This is a genomic window from Halomonas fontilapidosi (genome assembly GCF_014192285.1).
Classification (GTDB): Bacteria; Pseudomonadota; Gammaproteobacteria; order Pseudomonadales; family Halomonadaceae; genus Halomonas; species Halomonas fontilapidosi.
The window spans coordinates 193,023-212,384 of sequence record NZ_JACHXQ010000005.1; the positions used below are offsets into that span (position 1 = coordinate 193,023).

Consider the following 19,362-nt stretch of genomic DNA (forward strand, 5'->3'; position numbering starts at 1 on the left):
TTACAGCGGTCTCCTGAGATCCTGTTTTCCTTGCCAGCCGTGAGCCTGCCATGAGCGAGAAGATCCCGACCCACGACGTCACCTCGGATCCGGTGGCGCATCACACTCCGCAGGGAGCCGTCACCCAGCACATGTACGCCAGCCGGCGACATATCTATGTGCGCGAAATCAAGGGCTTCTTCCAGCGCCTGCGGCGCACATCCAACTGGGCCCTGATGCTGGCCTTCTTCCTTCTGCCGTGGGTGCCCTGGGGTGATCGTCCGGCGATCTGGTTCGACCTGCCCGGTCGCGAGTTCCACATCTTCTCGGCGACCTTCTACCCCCAGGAGTTCATGCTGCTCTCCTGGTTGCTGATCATCTGTGCCTTCGGCCTGTTCTTCATCACGGTGTTCGCCGGCCGAGTGTGGTGCGGCTATACCTGTCCGCAGAGTGTCTGGACCTTCCTGTTCATCTGGGTCGAGCACCGCCTGGAGGGGTCGCGCAACCGCCGCATCAAGCTCGACAAGCAGCCAATGACCACCGACAAGCTATGGCGTAAATCCGCCAAGCACGCCATCTGGCTGCTGATTGCCCTGGCCACCGGCGTTACCTTCGTCGGCTACTTCACTCCCATCCGCGACCTGGTGGTGGAGCTGCCGACGCTCGATGCCCATGGCTGGTCCTACTTCTGGGTGGGTTTCTTCCTGGTCTTCACCTACCTCAATGCCGGCTGGTTGCGCGAGCAGGTGTGCATCTACATGTGCCCCTACGCGCGCTTTCAGTCGGTGATGTTCGATCGCGACACCCTGATCGTGTCCTACGATGAGGCACGTGGCGAGCCGCGCGGCCCGCGCAAGAAGAGCCTGAGCCATGAGCAGGCCCTGGCCGCCGGTCACGGCGACTGCATCGACTGCGACCTCTGTGTCCAGGTCTGCCCTACCGGCATCGATATTCGCAACGGTTTGCAGTACGAGTGCATCACCTGCGCAGCCTGCATCGATGCCTGCGACAGCGTAATGGACAAGATGGGCTATCCGCGTGGCCTGATCCGCTATACCACCGAGAACGCGCTGGAGGGTAAACCGACGCATATCCTGCGGCCGCGCCTGATGGGCTATCTGGCCGCCCTGGTAGTGATGATCGGGGTCTTCGCCTGGGCGGTGGCTGATCGCACGCCACTCGGCTTCGATGTGGAGCGCGACCGCAACCAGCTGTTCCAGATGACCCGCGACGGACGTATCAGCAATGTTTACACCCTGACGGTGCGCAACCTCGACAGCGAGGCGCATGTCTACCGGCTGGAGGCTTCCGGCCTGCCGGGCCTGACCCTGGATACTCATGAAGTCAGCGTGCCCGCCAGCGACTCCCGCCAGCTGGTGATTCAGGCCAGCGTGCCAGCCGATGCCATCGACCGCCCCAGCGCCGAGATCATCCTGCGCCTGGAAGCCAAGGATGCCGACATCGCCGTCGAACGTGACAGCCGATTCCTAGGAGAGACCCGCTGATGAGTGCGGAACCGGAAAGCATTCCCCCGTGGTACAAGCAGTTCTGGCCCTGGTTTCTGATCGGCCTGTTGGCGTCTTCGATCATCTTCAGCCTGACCTACTTGACGCTGTCGATTCGCTACTATGATGGCTCGGTGGGCGGCGATTACTACAAGCAAGGGCTGGCCATCAACGAGCAGCTGGCCAAGCAGAAGCACGCCCAGACACTGGGCCTCGAGGCGGTGATGCGCGCTGACGCCCTCACCGGCGACATCGTCGTCGACCTGCAGGGAGAGCGACGTCCGGAGCGCCTCCACCTGGCGCTGATCTTTCCCACCGACAGCCACCGTGACCGTTCGCTGACCCTGGAACATGTCCGCGAGGGACGCTACGTCGGCATGATCGAGGAGCCGCTCAACTACCGCTGGTACCTGCAGTTGCAGCCCACCGAAGGTCAGGATGCCGAATGGCGCCTGACCGGCGAGGCCACCTTCCCCAGCGACGACGAGATTGCCCTGGTACCCGGCCTCTAGGGCCTGCCAACGAGACACCATGACCCACCGTTCCCAGACGCCTGACGCGGCCCCCGACTGCTACCACTGCGGCAGCCGGGTGCCGCCGGATGCACCCTGGTCGATCAGCCTCGACGAGTCGCGTCACCCGCTCTGTTGCCCCGGCTGCGAGGCCGTGGCCCACGCCATCGTCGATGGTGGTCTGGCGAGCTACTACCGTTTCCGCACCGAGCTTCCCGAGCGCCCGAACGATCGCCAGGCGGCCAGGGTCGACACCTGGGCGGTCTTCGATGACCCGGGATTACAGGCCCGCTTCGTGCACCCCGACGGTGACGACGGGGCGGTCTATGCCACCCTGGCCGTGGACGGGATCACCTGTGCGGCCTGCGCCTGGCTGATCGAGCATCGCCTCAATGCCCTGGCAGGTGTCGCCACCAGCGCGGTCAATCTCACCCATCACCGCCTGCGGGTCAGCTGGGACCCCGAGCGGGTCGCCCTGTCACGAATCCTCGCCGAGATGGCCGCCATCGGCTACCCCGCCCAGCCCTGGGAACCGGATGCCGCACAGCAGCGCCTGCAGCATGAGGAGCGCATGAACGTGCGCCGCCTGATCGTCGCTGCCGTGGGCATGATGCAGGTGATGATGTTCTCGATCCCCATCTACGTGGCCGGCCCCGACGAGATCAGCGCCGACTTCCTGGCTCTCTTCCACTGGCTCTCCTTTGCGCTGGCCACCCCGGTGGTGCTGTTCTCGGCTCAACCCTTCTTCCGCAATGCCCTGCGCGACCTGCAGACCCGCATGCTGGGCATGGACGTCACGGTATCGCTGGCCATTGGCGGCGCCTACCTGGCCAGTGGCTATGCGGTAATCGCCGGTCACGGTGACGTCTATTTCGATTCAGTGGCCATGTTCACCTTCTTCCTGCTCTTCGGCCGTTACGTGGAGGCGCGTGCCCGGCGCCGCAGCGGACACAGCGGCAACGCCCTGTCTGGCGCCCTACCGCTCTCGGCGACCCGCCTGACCGAGTCGGGCGAGGAGCGCATTCTGCCGGCCAGCGAGCTTGCTGCGGGGGACCGGGTGCTGGTCAAGCCCGGCCATGGCGTGCCGGCTGACGGGGTGATCGAGTCCGGCGAGTCGAGCCTCGACGAGTCCATGCTCACCGGGGAGTACCTGCCGGTGACCCGCGGGGTTGGTGACGGCGTGACCGGGGGCAGCCAGAACATCGAGAGTCCCCTGACGGTGCGTGTTACCCATGCCGGCGCCGATGCCCGGGTGGCCGGCATCATCGACCTTACCGACCGCGCCTTCGCCAGCCGCCCCCGCGTCGCCCAACTGGCGGCACGCATGGCCCACCACTTCGTGCTGCAGGTGCTGCTGGTCACGGTCGGGGTGGCCGTTGCCTGGTGGTTCATCAACCCCGACCGAATGCTCTGGGTGACGCTGTCGGTGCTGGTGGTCACCTGCCCGTGTGCCCTGGCACTGGCCACGCCCACGGCCTTGACCGCCGGCCATGGCCGCCTGCATCGCCGCGGCGTGTTGATCACCCGCGCCGATGCCCTCGAGACACTGTCCCAGCTCGACCGGGTGATCTTCGACAAGACCGGCACCCTGACCAGCGGCGAGATGAGTCTGGTCGAGACCCGCCTGATCGGTGCACCGGACGGTGCGCTGGACGCGGCACGCGCGCGCAGTGTGGCGGCGGCCCTGGAGGCCCAGTCGGAACACCCCATCGCACGGGCCTTCCGCCCCTTCCGCGAGGCGAGGATCATCGCCGACGAGGTGCTCAGCCGCCCTGGCCAGGGACTGGAGGGCCGCATCGACGACCGCTGCTGGCGACTGGGCAGGCCCGAGTTCGCCGCCCCCGAATGCCCGCCGGCGCTGCCCGGCGAGGGACAATGGCTGCTGCTGGCCGAGGAGGGTCAGCCGCGCGCCTGGTTTGCCCTCCACGACCGCCTTCGGGAAGATGCGAGAGAGACGGTCGAGGCCCTCAAGGCGCGCGGGTTGGCCGTGGAGCTGCTCTCCGGTGATACCGCGTCGGCAGTGGCCGACATGGCGCGACGCCTGGACATTGATAACTGGCAGGCGTCTGCTACCCCCGAGGACAAACTGGCCCGCCTCCAGACGCTGCAGAACAGCGGAGAACGCGTCGCCATGGTCGGTGACGGCATCAACGATGTGCCGGTACTGGCCGGCGCCGATGTGGCCATTGCCATGAACGGTGCCACCGACCTGGCCCGGACCCGCGCCGACGCCGTCTTGCTCAGCCCGCGGCTGGGGCGTATCGTCGACGCCGTCGAGACCAGCCGGGCTACCGGGCGCATCATCCGCCAGAACCTGGTCTGGGCGCTGGTCTACAACGTCTCGGCTCTACCGTTGGCCGCCATGGGGTTCGTGCCGCCGTGGCTGGCGGCCATCGGCATGTCGGCCAGCTCTCTGGTCGTCGTCGGCAATGCCCTGCGCCTGAATCGCGACGCCCCGTCTCGTCAGGCCGGCCACGACGCTGCCCGCTTGGTGAATGCATGAGCATCCTCTACCTGCTGATCCCCCTTTCGCTGATCCTGCTGGGACTGGCCGTCTGGGCCTTCTTCTGGGCCGTCAAGCACGACCAGTTCGAGGACCTGGAGGGGCCCGCCTACCGCATCCTCTTCGACGAGGACGACAACGACCGCCCCAAGGATGAACGGCCCCAGCAGCAGCACGACGACCACCCTGCTGACGACAAGGAACGCCGCGACTGATGGACCCTACCGGTCTCGATCTGCCGCCACTGGTCGCCGCCTTCATCTTTGGCCTGCTCGGGGGTGCCCACTGCATCGGCATGTGTGGGGGCATCATGAGTGCCCTGACCTTCGCCGTGCCGCCCAGCATGCGCAGCCCGATACGCCTTTCCGGGCTGCTGCTGAGCTACAACCTGGGGCGGATCGCCAGCTACATGGTCGCCGGCGCCCTGGTCGCGGGACTCGGCACTATCGTCGCCCTCACCCCCGAGACGCGACTGGCGCTCCAGGTGCTGGCCGCCGTGATGCTGATCCTGATGGCCCTGTATATCGCCAACTGGTGGAAGGGACTGCTGCGGATCGAGGCCCTGGGACGCCGCCTGTGGAAGCACCTCGAACCCCTGGGACGGCGCCTGATGCCGGTGGTGCAGGTACCCCAGGCGGTGGCGCTGGGGGCTATCTGGGGCTGGCTGCCCTGCGGGCTGGTCTACTCCATGCTGGCCTGGAGCCTGGCGATCGCCGAGCCCTGGCGCGGCGCCGCCCTGATGGGAGCCTTTGGACTCGGCACCCTGCCGGCCCTGGTGGCCACCGGCCTGGCCGCCCGACAACTCAATACGCTGATCCGTCATCCGGCTACCCGCAGCCTCGCGGCACTCTCGATCATCGTCTTTGCCCTCTGGCAGCTGTGGACGCTGCTGCCGGTCTCGGCCGCTCATTGACGCCGACACCAATTTCCCCTCGGTTGACGTAGCTCAACGCAACCCCTGTCGCGCGACGCTAGCATGAAGGCATGTTCAAACTCCGGAGTGCCACCCATGACCGCTCGAGCCGTCGCCGACGTCATTCCCCGCGGCACCGCCCTGATCCGGGACGCAGGCGTGCTGCGTCGTCATGGCGCCGGCGGACCGCATTACACCAGCTACCCCACCGCGAATGACCTCACGACGGACGTCTCCGAGCGAGATCTCACCGCGGCGCTGCAACGCAGCAACGCCAGCGGACGGAACCTATCGCTCTACGTGCATGTGCCTTTCTGCCGCCACCGCTGCCACCACTGTGCCCGTACCCGGGTGACCACGGAGACGACCCGGCGCGCCGAGCCCTACCTCTCGCGGCTTGATCGGGAGATGGTCCTCGCCTCGCGCCATCTGGAGCGCGCGCGAGAGGTTTCGCAACTGCATTGGGGGGGTGGAACCCCGACCTTCCTGACCCTCGACCAGATGAGCGACCTGTTCGACCGCCTCGACGCCCGTTTCGGGCTATCGAACTCGCGTGACCGCGACTACAGCATCAAGGTCGACCCTCGCGACGCGGACGTCTTCACCTTGCGCCATCTCCAGGCCCTTGGCTTCAACCGCCTGAGCCTCTCGGTGCTGGATCTGGACCCGCGCGTCCAACGCGCCATCAACCGCTACCAGCCCCGGGTTCTCACCGAACAGCTGATCGATGAGGCTCACCGGCTGGGCTTCCGCTCTCTGGGGCTGGAACTGATGCATGGCCTGCCGGGCCAGACGCAAGAGAGCCTTGCCGAGACTCTCGAGCAGGTAATCGCCATGGCCCCGGCCCGCCTATCACTGTCCCCCTATACCCACCGTCCCGAGCGTTTCGTGTCCCAGCGCGGGATCCGGGCCGATGAACTGCCCTCGGCGACCGAGCAGGCAGGCATGCTCGAGACCGCCCTGTCGATGCTGGCCAATGCCGGATACGTGCACATCGGCATGGAGACCTTCGCCCGCCAGGACGACTCGCTGGCCAAGGCCCAGGCCCGGGGACAACTATCGCGCGGCCTGAACGGTTACAGCGCGCTTGCCCCCTGCGACGAACTCGGACTGGGTGTCGGCGCGCTCAGTCGGCTGGGCGGCATCGCGACCCGCAACCCCATGAGCCTCGGTGACTACGAAAGGCGGCTCGACGCCGGCCACCTGCCCGTGGAACGCGGGCTGCGACTGACCGACGACGATCGCCTGCGGGCGTGCGCCATCGAGCGCTTGATGTGTGACATGTCGCTGGATCTTGGCGCGCTGGGGCAGGAGTTCAAGCTGGATGCCAGCGCGCACCTGCACGATGCTCTGACTCGGCTGGCCCCGGCCGAACAGGATGGCCTGGTGAGGCGGGTCGACCAGCGTCTCAAGGTCACACCGTTGGGACGACTGCTGGTCCACCATCTGGCCGCCGCCTTCGATGCCCGTGCCGGCTGACCGGCGCGGCGACGATACCCGTCGCCGCGCCGGGGAGTACCTCCTAAGGGATGCTTTGCCGGTGGGCCACAATCCTCCATACTGTGGCCAGAGCTACTTTATCTGGAGGAGAGCATGCCCGACACCGCGACCGGCAGGCGCCGCTCACTGCTGAACGAGGCCCGCTGTCAGACCTGCAGCCTGAGTTCGCTGTGCCTGCCACTGGCGCTCGAGGTCCAGGACATGGACCAGTTCGACGCCATCATCCGGCGTCGGGCGCCGCTCAAGAAGGGCGAGGCGCTATTTCGACAGGGCAGCCCCTTCACGAGCGTTTTCGCCGTGCGCTCGGGTAGTCTCAAGCAAGTCACCACAGAAGGCAGCGGCGAGGACCAGCTGACCAACTTCTACCTGCCCAGCGAACTGGTGGGGCTCGACGGCATCGATGAGGAACGCTATCCCGGGACCGTGGTCGCCCTGGAGACCACCACGGTGTGCGAGATCCCCTTCGACCGTCTCGACGCCCTCTCCGAGTCGCTGCCGGAGCTTCGCGGCCAGCTCTACCGCAGCATGAGCAAGGAGATGCGCGACGACCGCCGCATGATGCGCCTGCTCTCGCGCAAGACTGCCGACCAGCGCCTGGCCACCTTCTTTACCAGCCTCTCCGACCGCTTCCGGCGTCGCGGCTATTCGCCGTACAGCTTTCGGCTCTCCATGTCCCGGGCAGACATCGGCAACTATCTGGGGCTGGCCGTCGAGACCGTCAGCCGCATCCTGGGGCGCTTCCAGTCACAGGGGCTGGTGGCCGTCTCCGGCCGCGAGGTGAATATCCTCGACCTGCAGGCACTGATCGAGGTGGCCGACGAGGAAGGCGCGCACTAAAGCGGGAAGCTGGTCGGCAGTCTAAATGAAACCGCCCCCATGGCCTTGCCGTGGGGCGGTTTTTTCTTCCAGCTTCCAGGCGCGAAGCGCCGCTCTTCAAGCTTATAGCTCTTGCTGGATAGCGATCCGGTCGGCCTGCCTGCGGGCCTGCTTCTCCTCAAGGCCGGCGAAGTCGAAAAGTTCGCGGTCGGCCAACTGCGAGGGAGCCACGTTGGTCACGGCCTTGAACATGCTCTCGAGCCGGCCGGGGTGACGCTTTTCCCAGTCGGCCAGCATTTCCTTGACCACCTGGCGCTGCAGGTTGGGCTGAGAGCCGCAGAGGTTGCAGGGAATGATCGGGAAGTCCATCCGCCGGGCGAACTCGGCGATATCCGCCTCCCGGCAGTAGGCCAGTGGACGAATGACCATGTTGCGACCGTCGTCGGAGAGCAGCTTGGGCGGCATCGCCTTGAGGCTGCCGCCGAAGAACATGTTGAGAAACAGGGTCTCGAGGATGTCCTCGCGGTGATGCCCCAGGGCCACCTTGGTGGCACCGATCTCTTCGGCAAAGCCGTAGAGCGAGCCCCGCCGCAGTCGCGAACAGAGCGCGCAGGTGGTCTTGCCCTCCGGGGTCTTCTCCTTGACCACCGAATAGGTGTCACGCTCGAGAATATGATACTCGACCCCAGTGCCCTCGAGGTACTCGGGCAAGACGTGCTCCGGAAAGCCGGGCTGTTTCTGGTCGAGGTTCACTGCCACCAGCGAGAAGGCCACGGGGGCGTTGCGCTGCAGGTTGCGCAGGATCTCCAGCATGGTGTAGCTGTCCTTGCCGCCGGAGAGGCAGACCATGACCCGGTCCCCCTCATGGATCATGCCATAGTCGATGATCGCGTTGCCCACCTGACGGCGCAGTCGCTTCTGCAACTTGTTGAACTCGCGCTTGGCTCTGCCATCGAGGGTCGACGCAGAGGCGGCGGGAGACGGGCCATCGGGTGCATCGGTGTCACGGGGATCGAAGATCAGGGCGTCTTGCATGGTCTCGGGCGCTGCCTGGGCGACTGGAAATGACGGTCAGTATGCTACCACCCTTGCCATCGACAGGCGATCCGGTCAGCAGAGGCGCTTCGCCAGCATGGGCTCTCGCGCCAGGCGCAGGTGCATCAGTGCCGTCGTGACGGCATCGCCCAGCGCGGTGTGACGCCCCATGACCGGAACACCCAGGCGCTCGGCAACGTGCTCGAAGCGCGGCCGGATATCCAGTTCGGGATGACTACGGCGCAGCTGTCGTGCATAGGTCTGTGCCACGTCGATGCCGGCATTGGGCAGGTCGAAGCCGAACAGGGGGCGCAGGTAGCGGTTGAGCATCGCCAGGTTGAAACCGAGGCACCAGCCGACCAGTGGACGGTTGCCGACGAAGTCCAGAAACTGCGCCAGTGCCTCATCGACCCCCGCGCCATCGGCCAAGTCGATGCCGCGCAGGCCATGGATACGAATCGAGTCACCGGAGAGACTCGCCGGCCTGGCTAGCCGCAGGTCCAGCGAATCACTGATCAGCACACGGTCGCCGCGAATACGTACCGCCGCCAGCGACACCAGTTCGGCGTGGCGAGTATCGAGGCCGGTGGTTTCGCAGTCGATGGCCACCATCTCGTCCCCGGTGTAGGGAGAAAAGAGCCAGCCGTAGTCGCCATGAGCCTGTCGTCGACGATCGGCGGCACGCCGAAGCGCCTTGAACATGGGTAAACCTCCTGTTGTCATTCCCCGTGGCGCAAGCGTGTTTCACGAGTATTCAAGGTGGAAGCGGTGCGACAGGCGCTGCTTGAAGTCCTTGACGATATGCAGCGCTTCACGAAGTAGGTCGCGCTCCAGCGAGGAGAGTTCCTGAACCACCACCCGGTCGGGCTCCTCACCCCGGCCTTCAGGATCATCGAGGCGCTCGAGCTGCTGGCGCAGCCGCAGTTCGGTGAACAACGACAGCGCCTCCCCCAGGTCCTCGGCGAAGCGCTCCTCCAGACGACCGTCGGCCACCAGCGCCGCGAGCCGCTCATGGGTCGATGTCGCCGTGATGCGGCGCTCCAGTGCCAGGGTGCGCACTCCGTGGACGATGGGGAAGATACCGCCCTTCTTGATATCGACGCCGTGTTGCGGCTTCTTCAGCGACCCGAAGAGCGTCAGCGGCGTTGAGAAACGTAATGCCGTGCGCGCGAAGTAGGAGAGCAGGATCTCGTCGCGGCTGCAGCGCTCGAAGAGCTCTTCGCGCAGCCGCTCGAGCAGCGCCGGGTTGCCGGCCACGGCGTGGGAGTCGAGCATGATGGCGAGCCGCATCAGGCTCTCGCCATCACGACTCTCCGCCCATTGCGCAATGCGTCCTCGCCACTGGGTCTCGGTACCGACCCACTCCGGGTTGGAGACCATGATATTGCCCGGGCAGGGCGGATAGCCGAGCTCGATCAGCGTCTCGGTGAGGCGCTGCATCTGCTCATGGCAGTCGGGCCACTCGAGGTCGTCGGTCAGGATCAGGCCATTGTCCTGGTCGGTCTTGAGGATCTGCTCGCCACGTCCCTCGCTGCCCATCACGACCAGACAGCTGTCGGCGTGGTAGCGCTCGTCGATCAGAAAGCCCCAGGCCTTGTTGATGATGCGCCCATTGAGAGCCGCCAGCAGTTCCATGGCGAAACGCAGCTTGACGCCCTGGGCCATCAGCGCGCGCACCAGTTCCGGGGTGCGGCGGCTGGCGGCGGCCAGCGCCTCGAGGCTGTTGGCCTGCTCCACCTGCAGACTGACCACGTAGCTGCGGCTGGAGAAGTAACTCAACACGTCGGTCAGTTCCACGACGCCGACCGGGGCGTCGTCTTCCATCACCACGACCCGCTCCACCTTGAAGCGCGTCATCTGCACCAGCACCTCGAAAAGGTACTGCCCCGGCGTCGCCGCGACGAGCGTGAAGTGGGCAATCGCCTGCACCGGGCTATCCTGGGCCAGCCCCTCGAGCACCAGGGCATTGAGCAGGTCCGTCTTGGTGACCATGCCCGGGCCGTCATCCCCCTGAACCAGCAGGCTGTCAGCGTGGCTGTCATGAAGGGTATGGACCGCTTCGGCAATGCTTGTCGTGCTGCCATCGACAAGCAACGGCGCGCGCATGCACTCGTCGACCCGCGCCAGCATGAAGCCGGCCATTGTCACCCCGCCCTCGGCGCGGCGTTCGGTAAGCAGCCGAGTCTTGTGGGCCAGGCGCTGGCGAAAGAACTCGGAGAAGGCCGGGTACGCCTCACAGAGCTGCTTGAACAGGCCCTTGGGCAGCAGATAGCAGAGACACTCCTGCTCGGCGCGGAAGCGATAGCGACTCTTGCCATTGAGGATACTGATGGCCCCGAAAAGGTCCCCGGCGGTGTAGTGGCCGATGCGGGACTGCGCGCCCGGCAGGGTCGGGTCGAGCTCAGCGACTTCGCCCTTGTGAATCAGGAACACATACTCGCCGGGCTGGCCGGCATCGAGGATAATCTCGTCACGGTCGAAATAGGCCAGGTCGATGCCGCTACGTACGCGCTCGCGTCCCTCCTCGTCGAGGAAAGTGAAAGGCGGCTGTGAGAGTTCGATATCGACCATGGGGCCGTCCTCATTGCGCGGTGATCATCACTCCGCTGGCTAGTTTGTGCGTCGGTTCACGCGAGCATCCAAGATAGCAAAGTCAGCTTTCAGTAAATAACCTAGACAATCGTCCTATCCTGGCGTTCTTAGACCATCGTCAAAGACGTTCCAGGCAGACCTATTAACTGCATGGGATTTCAAGCCTATACCATCGTCCTATGCTTGCTTACTGGGCCTCATCAAACCGACCGCAAAAACGCCGCAAGTCATTGAATATAAAGAATTAAAAAGAAACGACTTGCATCGGTATCTTTTCATGATACGAAAGTCTGGGATTTATTTTAGGCGTTTGCTGCCCACTATTGCCCCCGAGCCATGCAGGACAATCCCGCGTCGACACGCCACCTCGACAAGGAGCGGGCAACCTGATGACAGACTGATCCAGACTGCTCAGGTCAGGCTGGCTCCGTCGATTCGACTGTCCTGATGAGTGACCTCAACGCTCTGGGCAACTTCCCAACCTGAACAACAAGTGGAGAGCAACACTATGGCAGACGACAAAGCCAATGCCGCTGCTTACTGGAAGGCAAACGTACGCCTGATCACAGGGTGCCTGATCGTCTGGGCCCTGGTCTCCTACGGTTTCGCCATCCTTCTGCGCCCGCTGCTGGCTGGCATTCCCGTCGGCGGGACGGACCTGGGCTTCTGGTTCGCCCAGCAGGGTTCGATCCTGACCTTCATCGGCATCATCTTCTTCTACGCGTGGAAGATGAACCGTCTCGACAAACAGTTCGGACTCGGGGAGTAAGTCAGCATGAGTCAGTTTGCAATCAACCTGCTGTTCGTAGGGGCCTCCTTCGCCCTCTACATCGGCATCGCGATCTGGGCCCGAGCGGGCTCGACCAAGGACTTCTATGTCGCCGGCGGCGGCGTGCATCCGGTCACCAACGGCATGGCCACGGCCGCCGACTGGATGTCCGCCGCCTCCTTCATCTCCATGGCCGGCCTGCTGGCTTCCGGGGGCTACGCCAACTCCACCTTCCTGATGGGCTGGACCGGGGGCTACGTCATCCTGGCCATGCTGCTGGCGCCCTATCTGCGCAAGTTCGGCAAGTTCACGGTGCCCGACTTCATCGGTGACCGTTTCTACAGCAACACGGCGCGCCTGGTGGCCGTCATCTGCCTGATCGTTGCGTCGATCACTTACGTCATCGGCCAGATGACCGGTGCTGGCGTTGCCTTCTCGCGCTTCCTGGAAGTCTCCAACACCTGGGGCATCTGGATCGCGGCCTTCATCGTCTTCCTGTATGCGGTATTCGGCGGCATGAAGGGCATCACATACACCCAGGTGGCTCAGTACATCGTGCTGATCATCGCCTACACCATTCCGGCCGTATTCATCGCCATACAGCTGACCGGTAATCCCATCCCCGGCCTGGGCATGTTCAGCACCCACAGCGAGTCGGGACTGCCGCTGCTGGTCAAGCTCAATGAAGTGCTCAACGAGTTGGGCTTCCGGGACTACACCGCCGATGTCGACAACAAGCTGAACATGGTGCTGTTCACCCTGTCGCTGATGGTCGGTACCGCCGGTCTGCCGCACGTCATCATCCGCTTCTTCACCGTGCCCAAGGTCGCCGATGCTCGCTGGTCCGCCGGCTGGGCGCTGGTGTTCATCGCACTGCTCTACCTGACCGCACCTGCGGTGGCGTCCATGGCACGTCTGAACCTGATGACCACGGTCTATCCGGAGGCAGCAGGGCAGGTAGAGAGCTATGAAGATGCCATGACCGACCCGCTGGCCTACGAGGATCGACCCGGCTGGATCCGGACCTGGGAAGAGACCGGTCTGATCACCTACACCGACAAGAATGACGACGGGCGCATCCAGCTCTACAACGAAGGCAACGAGGACTTCGCCGAGACCGCTGAAGCGCGTGGCTGGGAAGGCAGCGAGCTGAACGTCAACAACGACATCCTGGTACTCGCCAACCCGGAGATCGCCAACCTGCCCAGCTGGGTGATCGGCCTGATCGCTGCCGGGGGTATCGCCGCGGCACTCTCCACTGCTGCGGGCCTGCTGCTGGCCATCTCGTCGGCGATCAGCCATGACCTGATCAAGACCATGATCAATCCGAAGATCACCGAGAAGGGCGAAATGCTGGCGGCTCGCCTCTCCATGGCCGGTGCCATTCTGCTGGCGACCTACCTGGGCCTGAATCCGCCGGGCTTCGCGGCGCAGACGGTGGCCCTGGCCTTCGGTATCGCCGGTGCCTCGCTGTTCCCGGCGCTGATGATGGGCATCTTCTCCAAGCGGGTGAACAACAAGGGCGCGGTTGCCGGCATGCTGACAGGCCTGCTGCTGACCCTGCTGTACATCTTCACCTACCTGGGCTGGTTCTTCATCCCCGGCACCAACATGCTGCCCAATACCGCAGAGAACTGGATCATGGGCGTTTCGCCGCTCTCCTTCGGTGCGGTTGGCGCGATCTGCAACTTCATCGTGGCCTTCGCCGTCTCCAGCGCTACCGAGGAGCCTCCGCAGGAGATTCAGGACCTGGTGGAAAGCGTGCGCTATCCCAAGGGTGCTGGTATCGCCACAGGGCACTAAGCCATAATGGCTCCCTGGCCCGGCTCGCCGGGCCAGTCCAACCACTACCGATCGGGCTTCCTAAGGGAAGCCCGATCGCTTTAAGGATGCACCCCTCATGATATGGCACCTGATAGCAGCGCTCTTTGCCGGTCTCGGCGCGGCAGGGATCGGCCTGATCCTGCGGCTGGCCAGCGGCAAGCGACTGCCGCGCTGGATCATTCCCGCCTGCGGCGGCCTGGGCATGCTGGCCTACCAGATTCATAACGAATACAGCTGGTTCGAACAGAAAAAGACGCAGCTACCCGCCTCGGCCGAGGTGGTCGCCATGGAGAAGGGCCAGATGTTCTGGCGGCCCTGGACCTTCGCCTTTCCCATGACCACGGCCTTCACCATCGTCGACCGCGACAGTATGGCCGTGAGCCGGGAAGAGCAGGACCGGCTGATCGAGTTCATCCTCTACCGCTTCGAGAAGGAGTACGTCGATCAAGTCAGTCATCAGGCCTACCTGATGAACTGCGCGACCCGCGAGATGCTGCCGCTGGAAGGCGAATCGCGCACCCCGGCCACCGAGCAGATGCGTCGTGTCGACGCGGCCAGTCCGCTCTATGAGGCGGTCTGCGAGAACGCCTGAAGCGACGCCACGCGACCCGCGGCTGCCCCGCCGCCAGCCTTGCCCTAGAATGGGCGCATCGGGAAGGGAGAAGAGTGCATGTTCGCTGGCTGGCTGCTGATCGTCGTTTCACTGCTCTACATCGCCGTGCTGTTCGCCATCGCCTGGCGAGGTGATCGGCATGCTCGGGAACATGGCGCAAGCCGTCGCCGCCCGGTGATCTACAGCCTGGCGCTGGCCATCTATTGCACCTCATGGACCTTCCATGGCGCCGTAGGCCAGGCCGCCACGGCCGGCTGGTCCTTCGCCAGCATCTTCGTCGGGCCGATCCTCACCCTGCTGCTGTTCTGGCCGGTGCTGGCCAAGATGATCCGCGTCGCCAAGCACCAGAATGTCACGTCCATCGCCGACTTCATCGCCTCACGCTATGGCAAGACCCAGTCGCTGGCGGCCTTCGCGAGCCTGGTGGCACTGATCGGCACCCTGCCCTATATCGCCCTCCAGCTGAAAGCGGTCTCGACCTCCTTCAGCGTGATTACCGCGGCCTCCGACATCACCCAGGCGCCGCTTTTCGGCGATACGGCCTTCTATGTGGCGATGGTAATGGCGGCCTTCGCCATTCTCTTCGGCACCCGCCACACCGACGCCACTGAGCATCACGAGGGCCTGATCCATGCCGTGGCCTTCGAGTCGATGGTCAAGCTGCTCGCCTTTCTGATCCTCGGGGCCTACGTCACCTGGGGCATGTTCGACGGCTTGGGCGACCTGCTGGGCCGCGCCGAGCTTCAGCTCGGGCTGGAGCGACAGCTGGCCGACCAGGACTTCGGTCAGAGCTTCTGGGCTCAGACCCTGCTGGCCATGCTGGCGATCCTCTGCCTGCCGCGCCAGTTCCACGTCGCGGTGGTCGAGAACATCCACCGCGACGACGCCACCAAGGCCCGCTGGCTATTCCCGCTCTATCTGCTGGCCTTCGCCTTCTTCGTCATCCCGCTCGCCGCCGCGGGCCTGACCATCTTCGCCGACAGCGGTATCGAGCCCGACACCTACGTGCTGGCCCTGCCCATGGCCGCGGGCAACGAATGGTTGACGCTGTTGACCTTCATCGGCGGCTTCTCGGCGGCCACCGGCATGGTGATCGTCGCGGCGGTAGCGGTGTCGATCATGATCTCCAACGAGATCGTCATCCCCGCCCTTTTCCGCCTACGCTGGTTCGATACCAAGCCGCGCGATTATGGCCGCCTGGTGCTGCGCGCGCGGCGCATCACCATCGCCGCGATCCTGGCCATGGCCTATGGCTTCTACCAGCTGATCGGTGAGTTCAGCTCGCTGGCCAACACCGGCATGCTCTCCTTCGCCGCCGCCGCCCAGTTCGCCCCGGCGCTGATCGGCGGCCTCTACTGGAAGCGAGGCAACCGCCTAGGCGTCATCGCCGGCATGAACGCCGGCTTCGCCATCTGGGCCTACAGCCTGCTGATGCCCACCCTGATCGGCGCCGGCGTGCTGCCGGCGAGCTGGCTCGACGGTGGCCCGCTGAGCATCGCCTGGCTGGCCCCCACCTCGCTGTTCGGCCTCAATGTCGGCGACAGCTTCACCCATGGCGTGATGCTCTCGCTGGGCGTCAACCTCTTCTGCTACATCTTCGTTTCCCAGATGACGCCCCAGCGCGTCGTCGAGCGCATCCAGGCCTCGCTGTTCGTTGACAGCGTCGAGACCCGCCAGACCTCGGTGAACCGCCCCTGGACCGGCGCCACCACCGTGGGCGACCTCAAGGTGCTGTGCGAGCGCTTCCTGGGCGCCGGCCAGGTGAGCCGCGCCTTCGAGGACTACGCCCGGCGCACCGGCAAGCCACTGGACAACAACACGCGGGCCTCCATCGACGTCATCCAGTTCACCGAGCGTTTCCTGGCATCGGTACTCGGCGCCTCCTCGGCGCGGATCGTGGTCAATTCGGCCCTTCAGGGGCGCGGTATCGGCATCTCGGACGTGATCTCCATCGTCGACGAAGCCTCTCAGGTGCTGGAGTTCAACCGTGCCCTGCTGCAGGCCACCATCGAAAACATCAACCAGGGCATCAGCGTGGTCGATCAGAACCTGCGCCTGGTGGTGTGGAACCAGCGCTATCTGGAGCTGTTCCGCTTTCCGGATCACCTGATCCGCGTCGGCGCCCCGATGGACAAGATCTTCCGCTACAACGCCCACAACGGTGAATATGGCCCCGGTGATCCCGAGGAGCACGTCCGCCTGCTGATCGACAATATCCGCGAGGGACACCCCCATCGCTATGTGCGCTACCGGCAGGACGGCAGCGTGCTGGAGGTACAGGGAAACCCCATGCCGGGCGGCGGCTTCGTCTATACCTACCAGGACATCACCCAGCAGAAGCGTATCGAGGAAGCGCTGATCCGCTCTGAGAACAACATCCGCATCTATACCGACAACGTGCCGGCGCTGATCGCCTACTTCGACAAGGAGTGCCGCTACCTCTTCACCAACCGTGCCTATGAGCAGGCCTTCGGCATCGATCGCAACGCGGTAATCGGCAAGCGGGTGGAAGAAGTGATGGACCCGGCGATGGCGCGCGAGCGGGCACCCTGGATCGAGCGCGCCCTGGCCGGTGAGCGAGTCAACTTCGAGGTCTCGCTGCCGATCGGCAAGGAACGTCGCTACATGCTGGTCACCTACACCCCCCACTTCGGCGACAGCGGCGCGATCCTGGGCTTCTTTGCCCTCTACCAGGACATCACCGAGCGACGCCTGGCCGAGATCGCCCTCAAGGAGACCAACGAAACCCTGGAGGAGCGGGTGCGCGAGCGCACCCAGGCGCTCTCCGAGGCCAATGCGGCCCTGCGTCAGGAGAACCGGGTGCGCGCCGAGGCCGAGCTTGCCCTGCGCCAGGCCAAGCAGCTGGCCGAGGATGCCAATGCCTCCAAAACGCGCTTCCTGGCCGCCGCCAGCCACGACCTGCTGCAACCGCTCAATGCTGCACGACTGTTCACCTCGGCCCTTGCCCAGGAGATGGCGGCCGACGACATGAAGCGCACCATTGGCCATATCGACAACTCCCTGCAGGCCGCCGAGGAACTGCTCGGCACCCTGCTCGACATCTCCAAGCTGGATGCCGGCGCCCTGACCCCACGGCGCAGCCACTTTGCGCTGGCCGATATCATTCAGCCGCTGCGCGCCGAGTTCGAGGTGATGGCCGAGGAGCGCGGCCTGGACCTGGTGGTGGTGGCAACCCGCCAGTGGGTCGACAGCGACCCCCAGATGCTGCGCCGGATCATCCAGAACTTTCTCTCCAATGCCATTCGCTATACCCAGGCCGGCCGGGTGCTGCTCGGCTGCCGCCGCCAGGGCGAACGCATGACCATCGAGGTGTGGGACTCGGGTCCGGGGATTCCCGAGGCCAAGCAGCTCGAGATCTTTCAGGAATTCCGGCGCCTCGACCAGACCACGCGGCACAAGGAGAGCGAGAAGGGCCTGGGCCTGGGGCTGTCCATCGCCGACCGCATGGCCCGGGTGCTCGACCACCCCATCCGGGTACGTTCGAAGGAGGGCTTCGGCACCATGTTCTCGGTCAGTGTGCCGGTGGTGGCGCCACGCACCGCGACCGAGCAGGCCAAGGACGCCTCGCCGAAGCGCGCCGGCAACAAGCTCGCCGGCACGCGAATACTGTGCATCGACAATGAGTCGCTGATCCTCGAGGGCATGAAGGCGATGCTTTCGGGGTGGGGCTGCGAGGTGTTCACGGCCACCACCATCGGCGGCGCCAAGTCGGTGCTGCGCCACCTGGACGGCGACCCGGACGCGATCCTGGCGGACTACCATCTGGACAACGAGGTCACCGGGCTGATGGCCCTGGAAGCCCTCGGCGAGCGGCTGGAAGGGGCAGTGCCCGGCATCGTGATCACCGCCGACCGCACCGAGGAGGTCGCCGAGGAGGTCAAGCGTGCCGGCTATCAGCTACTGCTCAAGCCGGTGCGCCCCGCCGCCCTGCGTGCCCTGCTCACCCGCACCTTGCAGGCCAGCCGGGCGCCAAGCGGCTAAGCTGCCAAGCTGCCAAGCTGCCAAAACAGGAAAACATTGAGACCTGGAACAAGAAACCCACCTGACGGTGGGTTTCGCGTTTCCTTGAAGCTTGCGCCTTGGCGCTTGCAGCTCGGCGCTCGTCGATACGACTCCACCTTCGGCGGCTCGACCTCGAGTTTCTGGGCGGCGATCACCGCCTGGGTGCGGGAGTGCACGCCGAGCTTACGCAGGATGGCGGTGACGTGGGCCTTGATGGTGGCCTCAGAGACGCTCAGTTCATAGGCGATCTGCTTGTTGAGCAGCCCCTCGGTGAGCATGTTGAGCACCCGGAACTGCTGCGGCGTCAGCGAGGCGATGGCCTCGGCGAACTTGGTCTCCTCCTCGTTGGCTTCGCCCAGCGCTGCGGCCATCTCGGCCGGCAGCCAGACCTCGCCATCGAGGATCTCACCCACGGCCTCGGCGATCAGCGCCAGCGACGACGACTTGGGGATGAAGCCCGAGGCGCCGTAGTCGATGGCGCGGCGCACCACGTAGACCTCGTCGCTGCCGGAGACCACCGCGACCGGAATATCGGGCGTCTGGCCGCGCAGCTGGATCAGGCCAGAGAAACCATGGGCGCCCGGCATGTGCAGGTCCAGCAGGATCAGGTCGGCATCGGGGTGGCGAGTGACCACCTCGGTGGTGGCCTCCATGGTGTCGGATTCGACGATCTCGGCCTGGGGCGCCAGCTGGCGCAGGGCCTGGGTCAGGGCCGCACGGAACAGCGGATGGTCATCGGCAACGATGAATTTCTGGGCAAACGCCATGGATCTTCCTC

14 protein-coding genes and 1 pseudogene are annotated in these 19,362 nt (G+C 65.0%); 11 read left to right on the forward strand and 4 right to left on the reverse strand.

Annotated features, from left to right (window positions below; translation table 11 throughout):
- Positions 1 to 50 precede the first annotated feature (50 nt).
- From ccoG to fnr, 7 genes are all read left to right on the forward strand, one after another.
- Positions 51 to 1,484, forward strand: a complete 1,434-nt coding sequence (ccoG, locus tag FHR95_RS09510; protein ID WP_040185452.1) for a cytochrome c oxidase accessory protein CcoG — start codon at positions 51 to 53, stop codon at positions 1,482 to 1,484.
- A complete protein-coding gene (locus FHR95_RS09515; protein WP_183314209.1) occupies positions 1,484 to 1,996 on the forward strand; it encodes a FixH family protein in 513 nt (170 codons plus the stop codon). Before ccoG ends, FHR95_RS09515 begins: the two co-directional genes overlap by 1 nt.
- A 19-nt stretch (positions 1,997 to 2,015) precedes the next feature.
- Positions 2,016 to 4,499 (forward strand): heavy metal translocating P-type ATPase, encoded by a 2,484-nt coding sequence (locus FHR95_RS09520; RefSeq protein ID WP_183314210.1) that lies wholly within the window; start codon positions 2,016 to 2,018, stop codon positions 4,497 to 4,499.
- Positions 4,496 to 4,714 carry a cbb3-type cytochrome oxidase assembly protein CcoS gene (ccoS, locus tag FHR95_RS09525; RefSeq protein ID WP_040185447.1) on the forward strand — a complete coding sequence of 73 codons (219 nt, stop codon included), beginning with the start codon at positions 4,496 to 4,498 and terminating at the stop codon, positions 4,712 to 4,714. Before FHR95_RS09520 ends, ccoS begins: the two co-directional genes overlap by 4 nt.
- The gene (locus tag FHR95_RS09530) at positions 4,714 to 5,412 is read left to right on the forward strand and encodes a sulfite exporter TauE/SafE family protein (RefSeq protein ID WP_183314211.1); all 699 of its coding nucleotides are present in this window, start codon (positions 4,714 to 4,716) and stop codon (positions 5,410 to 5,412) included. The genes ccoS and FHR95_RS09530 overlap by 1 nt, the downstream gene beginning before the upstream one ends.
- Positions 5,413 to 5,508: 96 nt before the next feature.
- On the forward strand, positions 5,509 to 6,891 hold the full coding sequence (gene hemN, locus FHR95_RS09535) for an oxygen-independent coproporphyrinogen III oxidase (protein WP_183314212.1): 1,383 nt from the start codon (positions 5,509 to 5,511) through the stop codon (positions 6,889 to 6,891).
- A 114-nt stretch (positions 6,892 to 7,005) separates the two neighbouring features.
- Positions 7,006 to 7,749: a fumarate/nitrate reduction transcriptional regulator Fnr gene (fnr, locus tag FHR95_RS09540; RefSeq protein ID WP_040185439.1), complete on the forward strand. Its 744-nt coding sequence runs from the start codon at positions 7,006 to 7,008 to the stop codon at positions 7,747 to 7,749.
- Positions 7,750 to 7,851: 102 nt separating this feature from the next.
- On the opposite strand, the gene ttcA is transcribed toward fnr, so the two are convergent.
- From ttcA to FHR95_RS09555, 3 genes are all read right to left on the reverse strand, one after another.
- Positions 7,852 to 8,763 (reverse strand): tRNA 2-thiocytidine(32) synthetase TtcA, encoded by a 912-nt coding sequence (gene ttcA, locus FHR95_RS09545; RefSeq protein WP_040185437.1) that lies wholly within the window; start codon positions 8,761 to 8,763, stop codon positions 7,852 to 7,854.
- A gap of 75 nt (positions 8,764 to 8,838) precedes the next feature.
- Positions 8,839 to 9,465, reverse strand: a complete 627-nt coding sequence (locus FHR95_RS09550; RefSeq protein ID WP_040185435.1) for a 3'-5' exonuclease — start codon at positions 9,463 to 9,465, stop codon at positions 8,839 to 8,841.
- A gap of 42 nt (positions 9,466 to 9,507) precedes the next feature.
- The gene (locus tag FHR95_RS09555; protein ID WP_183314213.1) at positions 9,508 to 11,334 is read right to left on the reverse strand and encodes a putative nucleotidyltransferase substrate binding domain-containing protein; all 1,827 of its coding nucleotides are present in this window, start codon (positions 11,332 to 11,334) and stop codon (positions 9,508 to 9,510) included.
- A 529-nt stretch (positions 11,335 to 11,863) separates the two neighbouring features.
- Here FHR95_RS09555 and FHR95_RS09560 point away from each other — a divergent pair.
- The 4 genes from FHR95_RS09560 to FHR95_RS09575 all read left to right on the forward strand — a co-directional run bounded on the left by FHR95_RS09560 (position 11,864) and on the right by FHR95_RS09575 (position 18,563).
- Complete coding sequence (locus FHR95_RS09560) at positions 11,864 to 12,124, forward strand: DUF4212 domain-containing protein (RefSeq protein WP_040185430.1); 261 nt, start codon at positions 11,864 to 11,866, stop codon at positions 12,122 to 12,124.
- Between the two features lie 6 nt (positions 12,125 to 12,130).
- A complete protein-coding gene (locus FHR95_RS09565; protein ID WP_040185428.1) occupies positions 12,131 to 13,927 on the forward strand; it encodes a sodium:solute symporter family protein in 1,797 nt (598 codons plus the stop codon).
- A 97-nt stretch (positions 13,928 to 14,024) separates the two neighbouring features.
- Complete coding sequence (locus FHR95_RS09570) at positions 14,025 to 14,540, forward strand: hypothetical protein (protein ID WP_040185426.1); 516 nt, start codon at positions 14,025 to 14,027, stop codon at positions 14,538 to 14,540.
- A 78-nt stretch (positions 14,541 to 14,618) separates the two neighbouring features.
- Positions 14,619 to 18,563 carry a hybrid sensor histidine kinase/response regulator gene (locus FHR95_RS09575; protein WP_183314214.1) on the forward strand — a complete coding sequence of 1,315 codons (3,945 nt, stop codon included), beginning with the start codon at positions 14,619 to 14,621 and terminating at the stop codon, positions 18,561 to 18,563.
- 128 nt (positions 18,564 to 18,691) lie between these two features.
- On the opposite strand, the pseudogene FHR95_RS09580 reads toward FHR95_RS09575, so the two are convergent.
- Positions 18,692 to 19,351, reverse strand: a pseudogene (locus FHR95_RS09580) (LuxR C-terminal-related transcriptional regulator); the annotation flags it as partial.
- Between the last annotated feature and the right edge of the window lie 11 nt (positions 19,352 to 19,362).

Bases quoted from the DNA above. Each gene is read 5' to 3' on its own strand.
- ccoG (WP_040185452.1), top strand. From the start codon at position 51: ATGAGCGAGAAGATCCCGACCCACGACGTCACCTCGGATCCGGTGGCG.
- FHR95_RS09515 (WP_183314209.1), top strand. From the start codon at position 1,484: ATGAGTGCGGAACCGGAAAGCATTCCCCCGTGGTACAAGCAGTTCTGG.
- FHR95_RS09520 (WP_183314210.1), top strand. From the start codon at position 2,016: ATGACCCACCGTTCCCAGACGCCTGACGCGGCCCCCGACTGCTACCAC.
- ccoS (WP_040185447.1), top strand. From the start codon at position 4,496: ATGAGCATCCTCTACCTGCTGATCCCCCTTTCGCTGATCCTGCTGGGA.
- FHR95_RS09530 (WP_183314211.1), top strand. From the start codon at position 4,714: ATGGACCCTACCGGTCTCGATCTGCCGCCACTGGTCGCCGCCTTCATC.
- hemN (WP_183314212.1), top strand. From the start codon at position 5,509: ATGACCGCTCGAGCCGTCGCCGACGTCATTCCCCGCGGCACCGCCCTG.
- fnr (WP_040185439.1), top strand. From the start codon at position 7,006: ATGCCCGACACCGCGACCGGCAGGCGCCGCTCACTGCTGAACGAGGCC.
- ttcA (WP_040185437.1), bottom strand. From the start codon at position 8,763: ATGCAAGACGCCCTGATCTTCGATCCCCGTGACACCGATGCACCCGAT.
- FHR95_RS09550 (WP_040185435.1), bottom strand. From the start codon at position 9,465: ATGTTCAAGGCGCTTCGGCGTGCCGCCGATCGTCGACGACAGGCTCAT.
- FHR95_RS09555 (WP_183314213.1), bottom strand. From the start codon at position 11,334: ATGGTCGATATCGAACTCTCACAGCCGCCTTTCACTTTCCTCGACGAG.
- FHR95_RS09560 (WP_040185430.1), top strand. From the start codon at position 11,864: ATGGCAGACGACAAAGCCAATGCCGCTGCTTACTGGAAGGCAAACGTA.
- FHR95_RS09565 (WP_040185428.1), top strand. From the start codon at position 12,131: ATGAGTCAGTTTGCAATCAACCTGCTGTTCGTAGGGGCCTCCTTCGCC.
- FHR95_RS09570 (WP_040185426.1), top strand. From the start codon at position 14,025: ATGATATGGCACCTGATAGCAGCGCTCTTTGCCGGTCTCGGCGCGGCA.
- FHR95_RS09575 (WP_183314214.1), top strand. From the start codon at position 14,619: ATGTTCGCTGGCTGGCTGCTGATCGTCGTTTCACTGCTCTACATCGCC.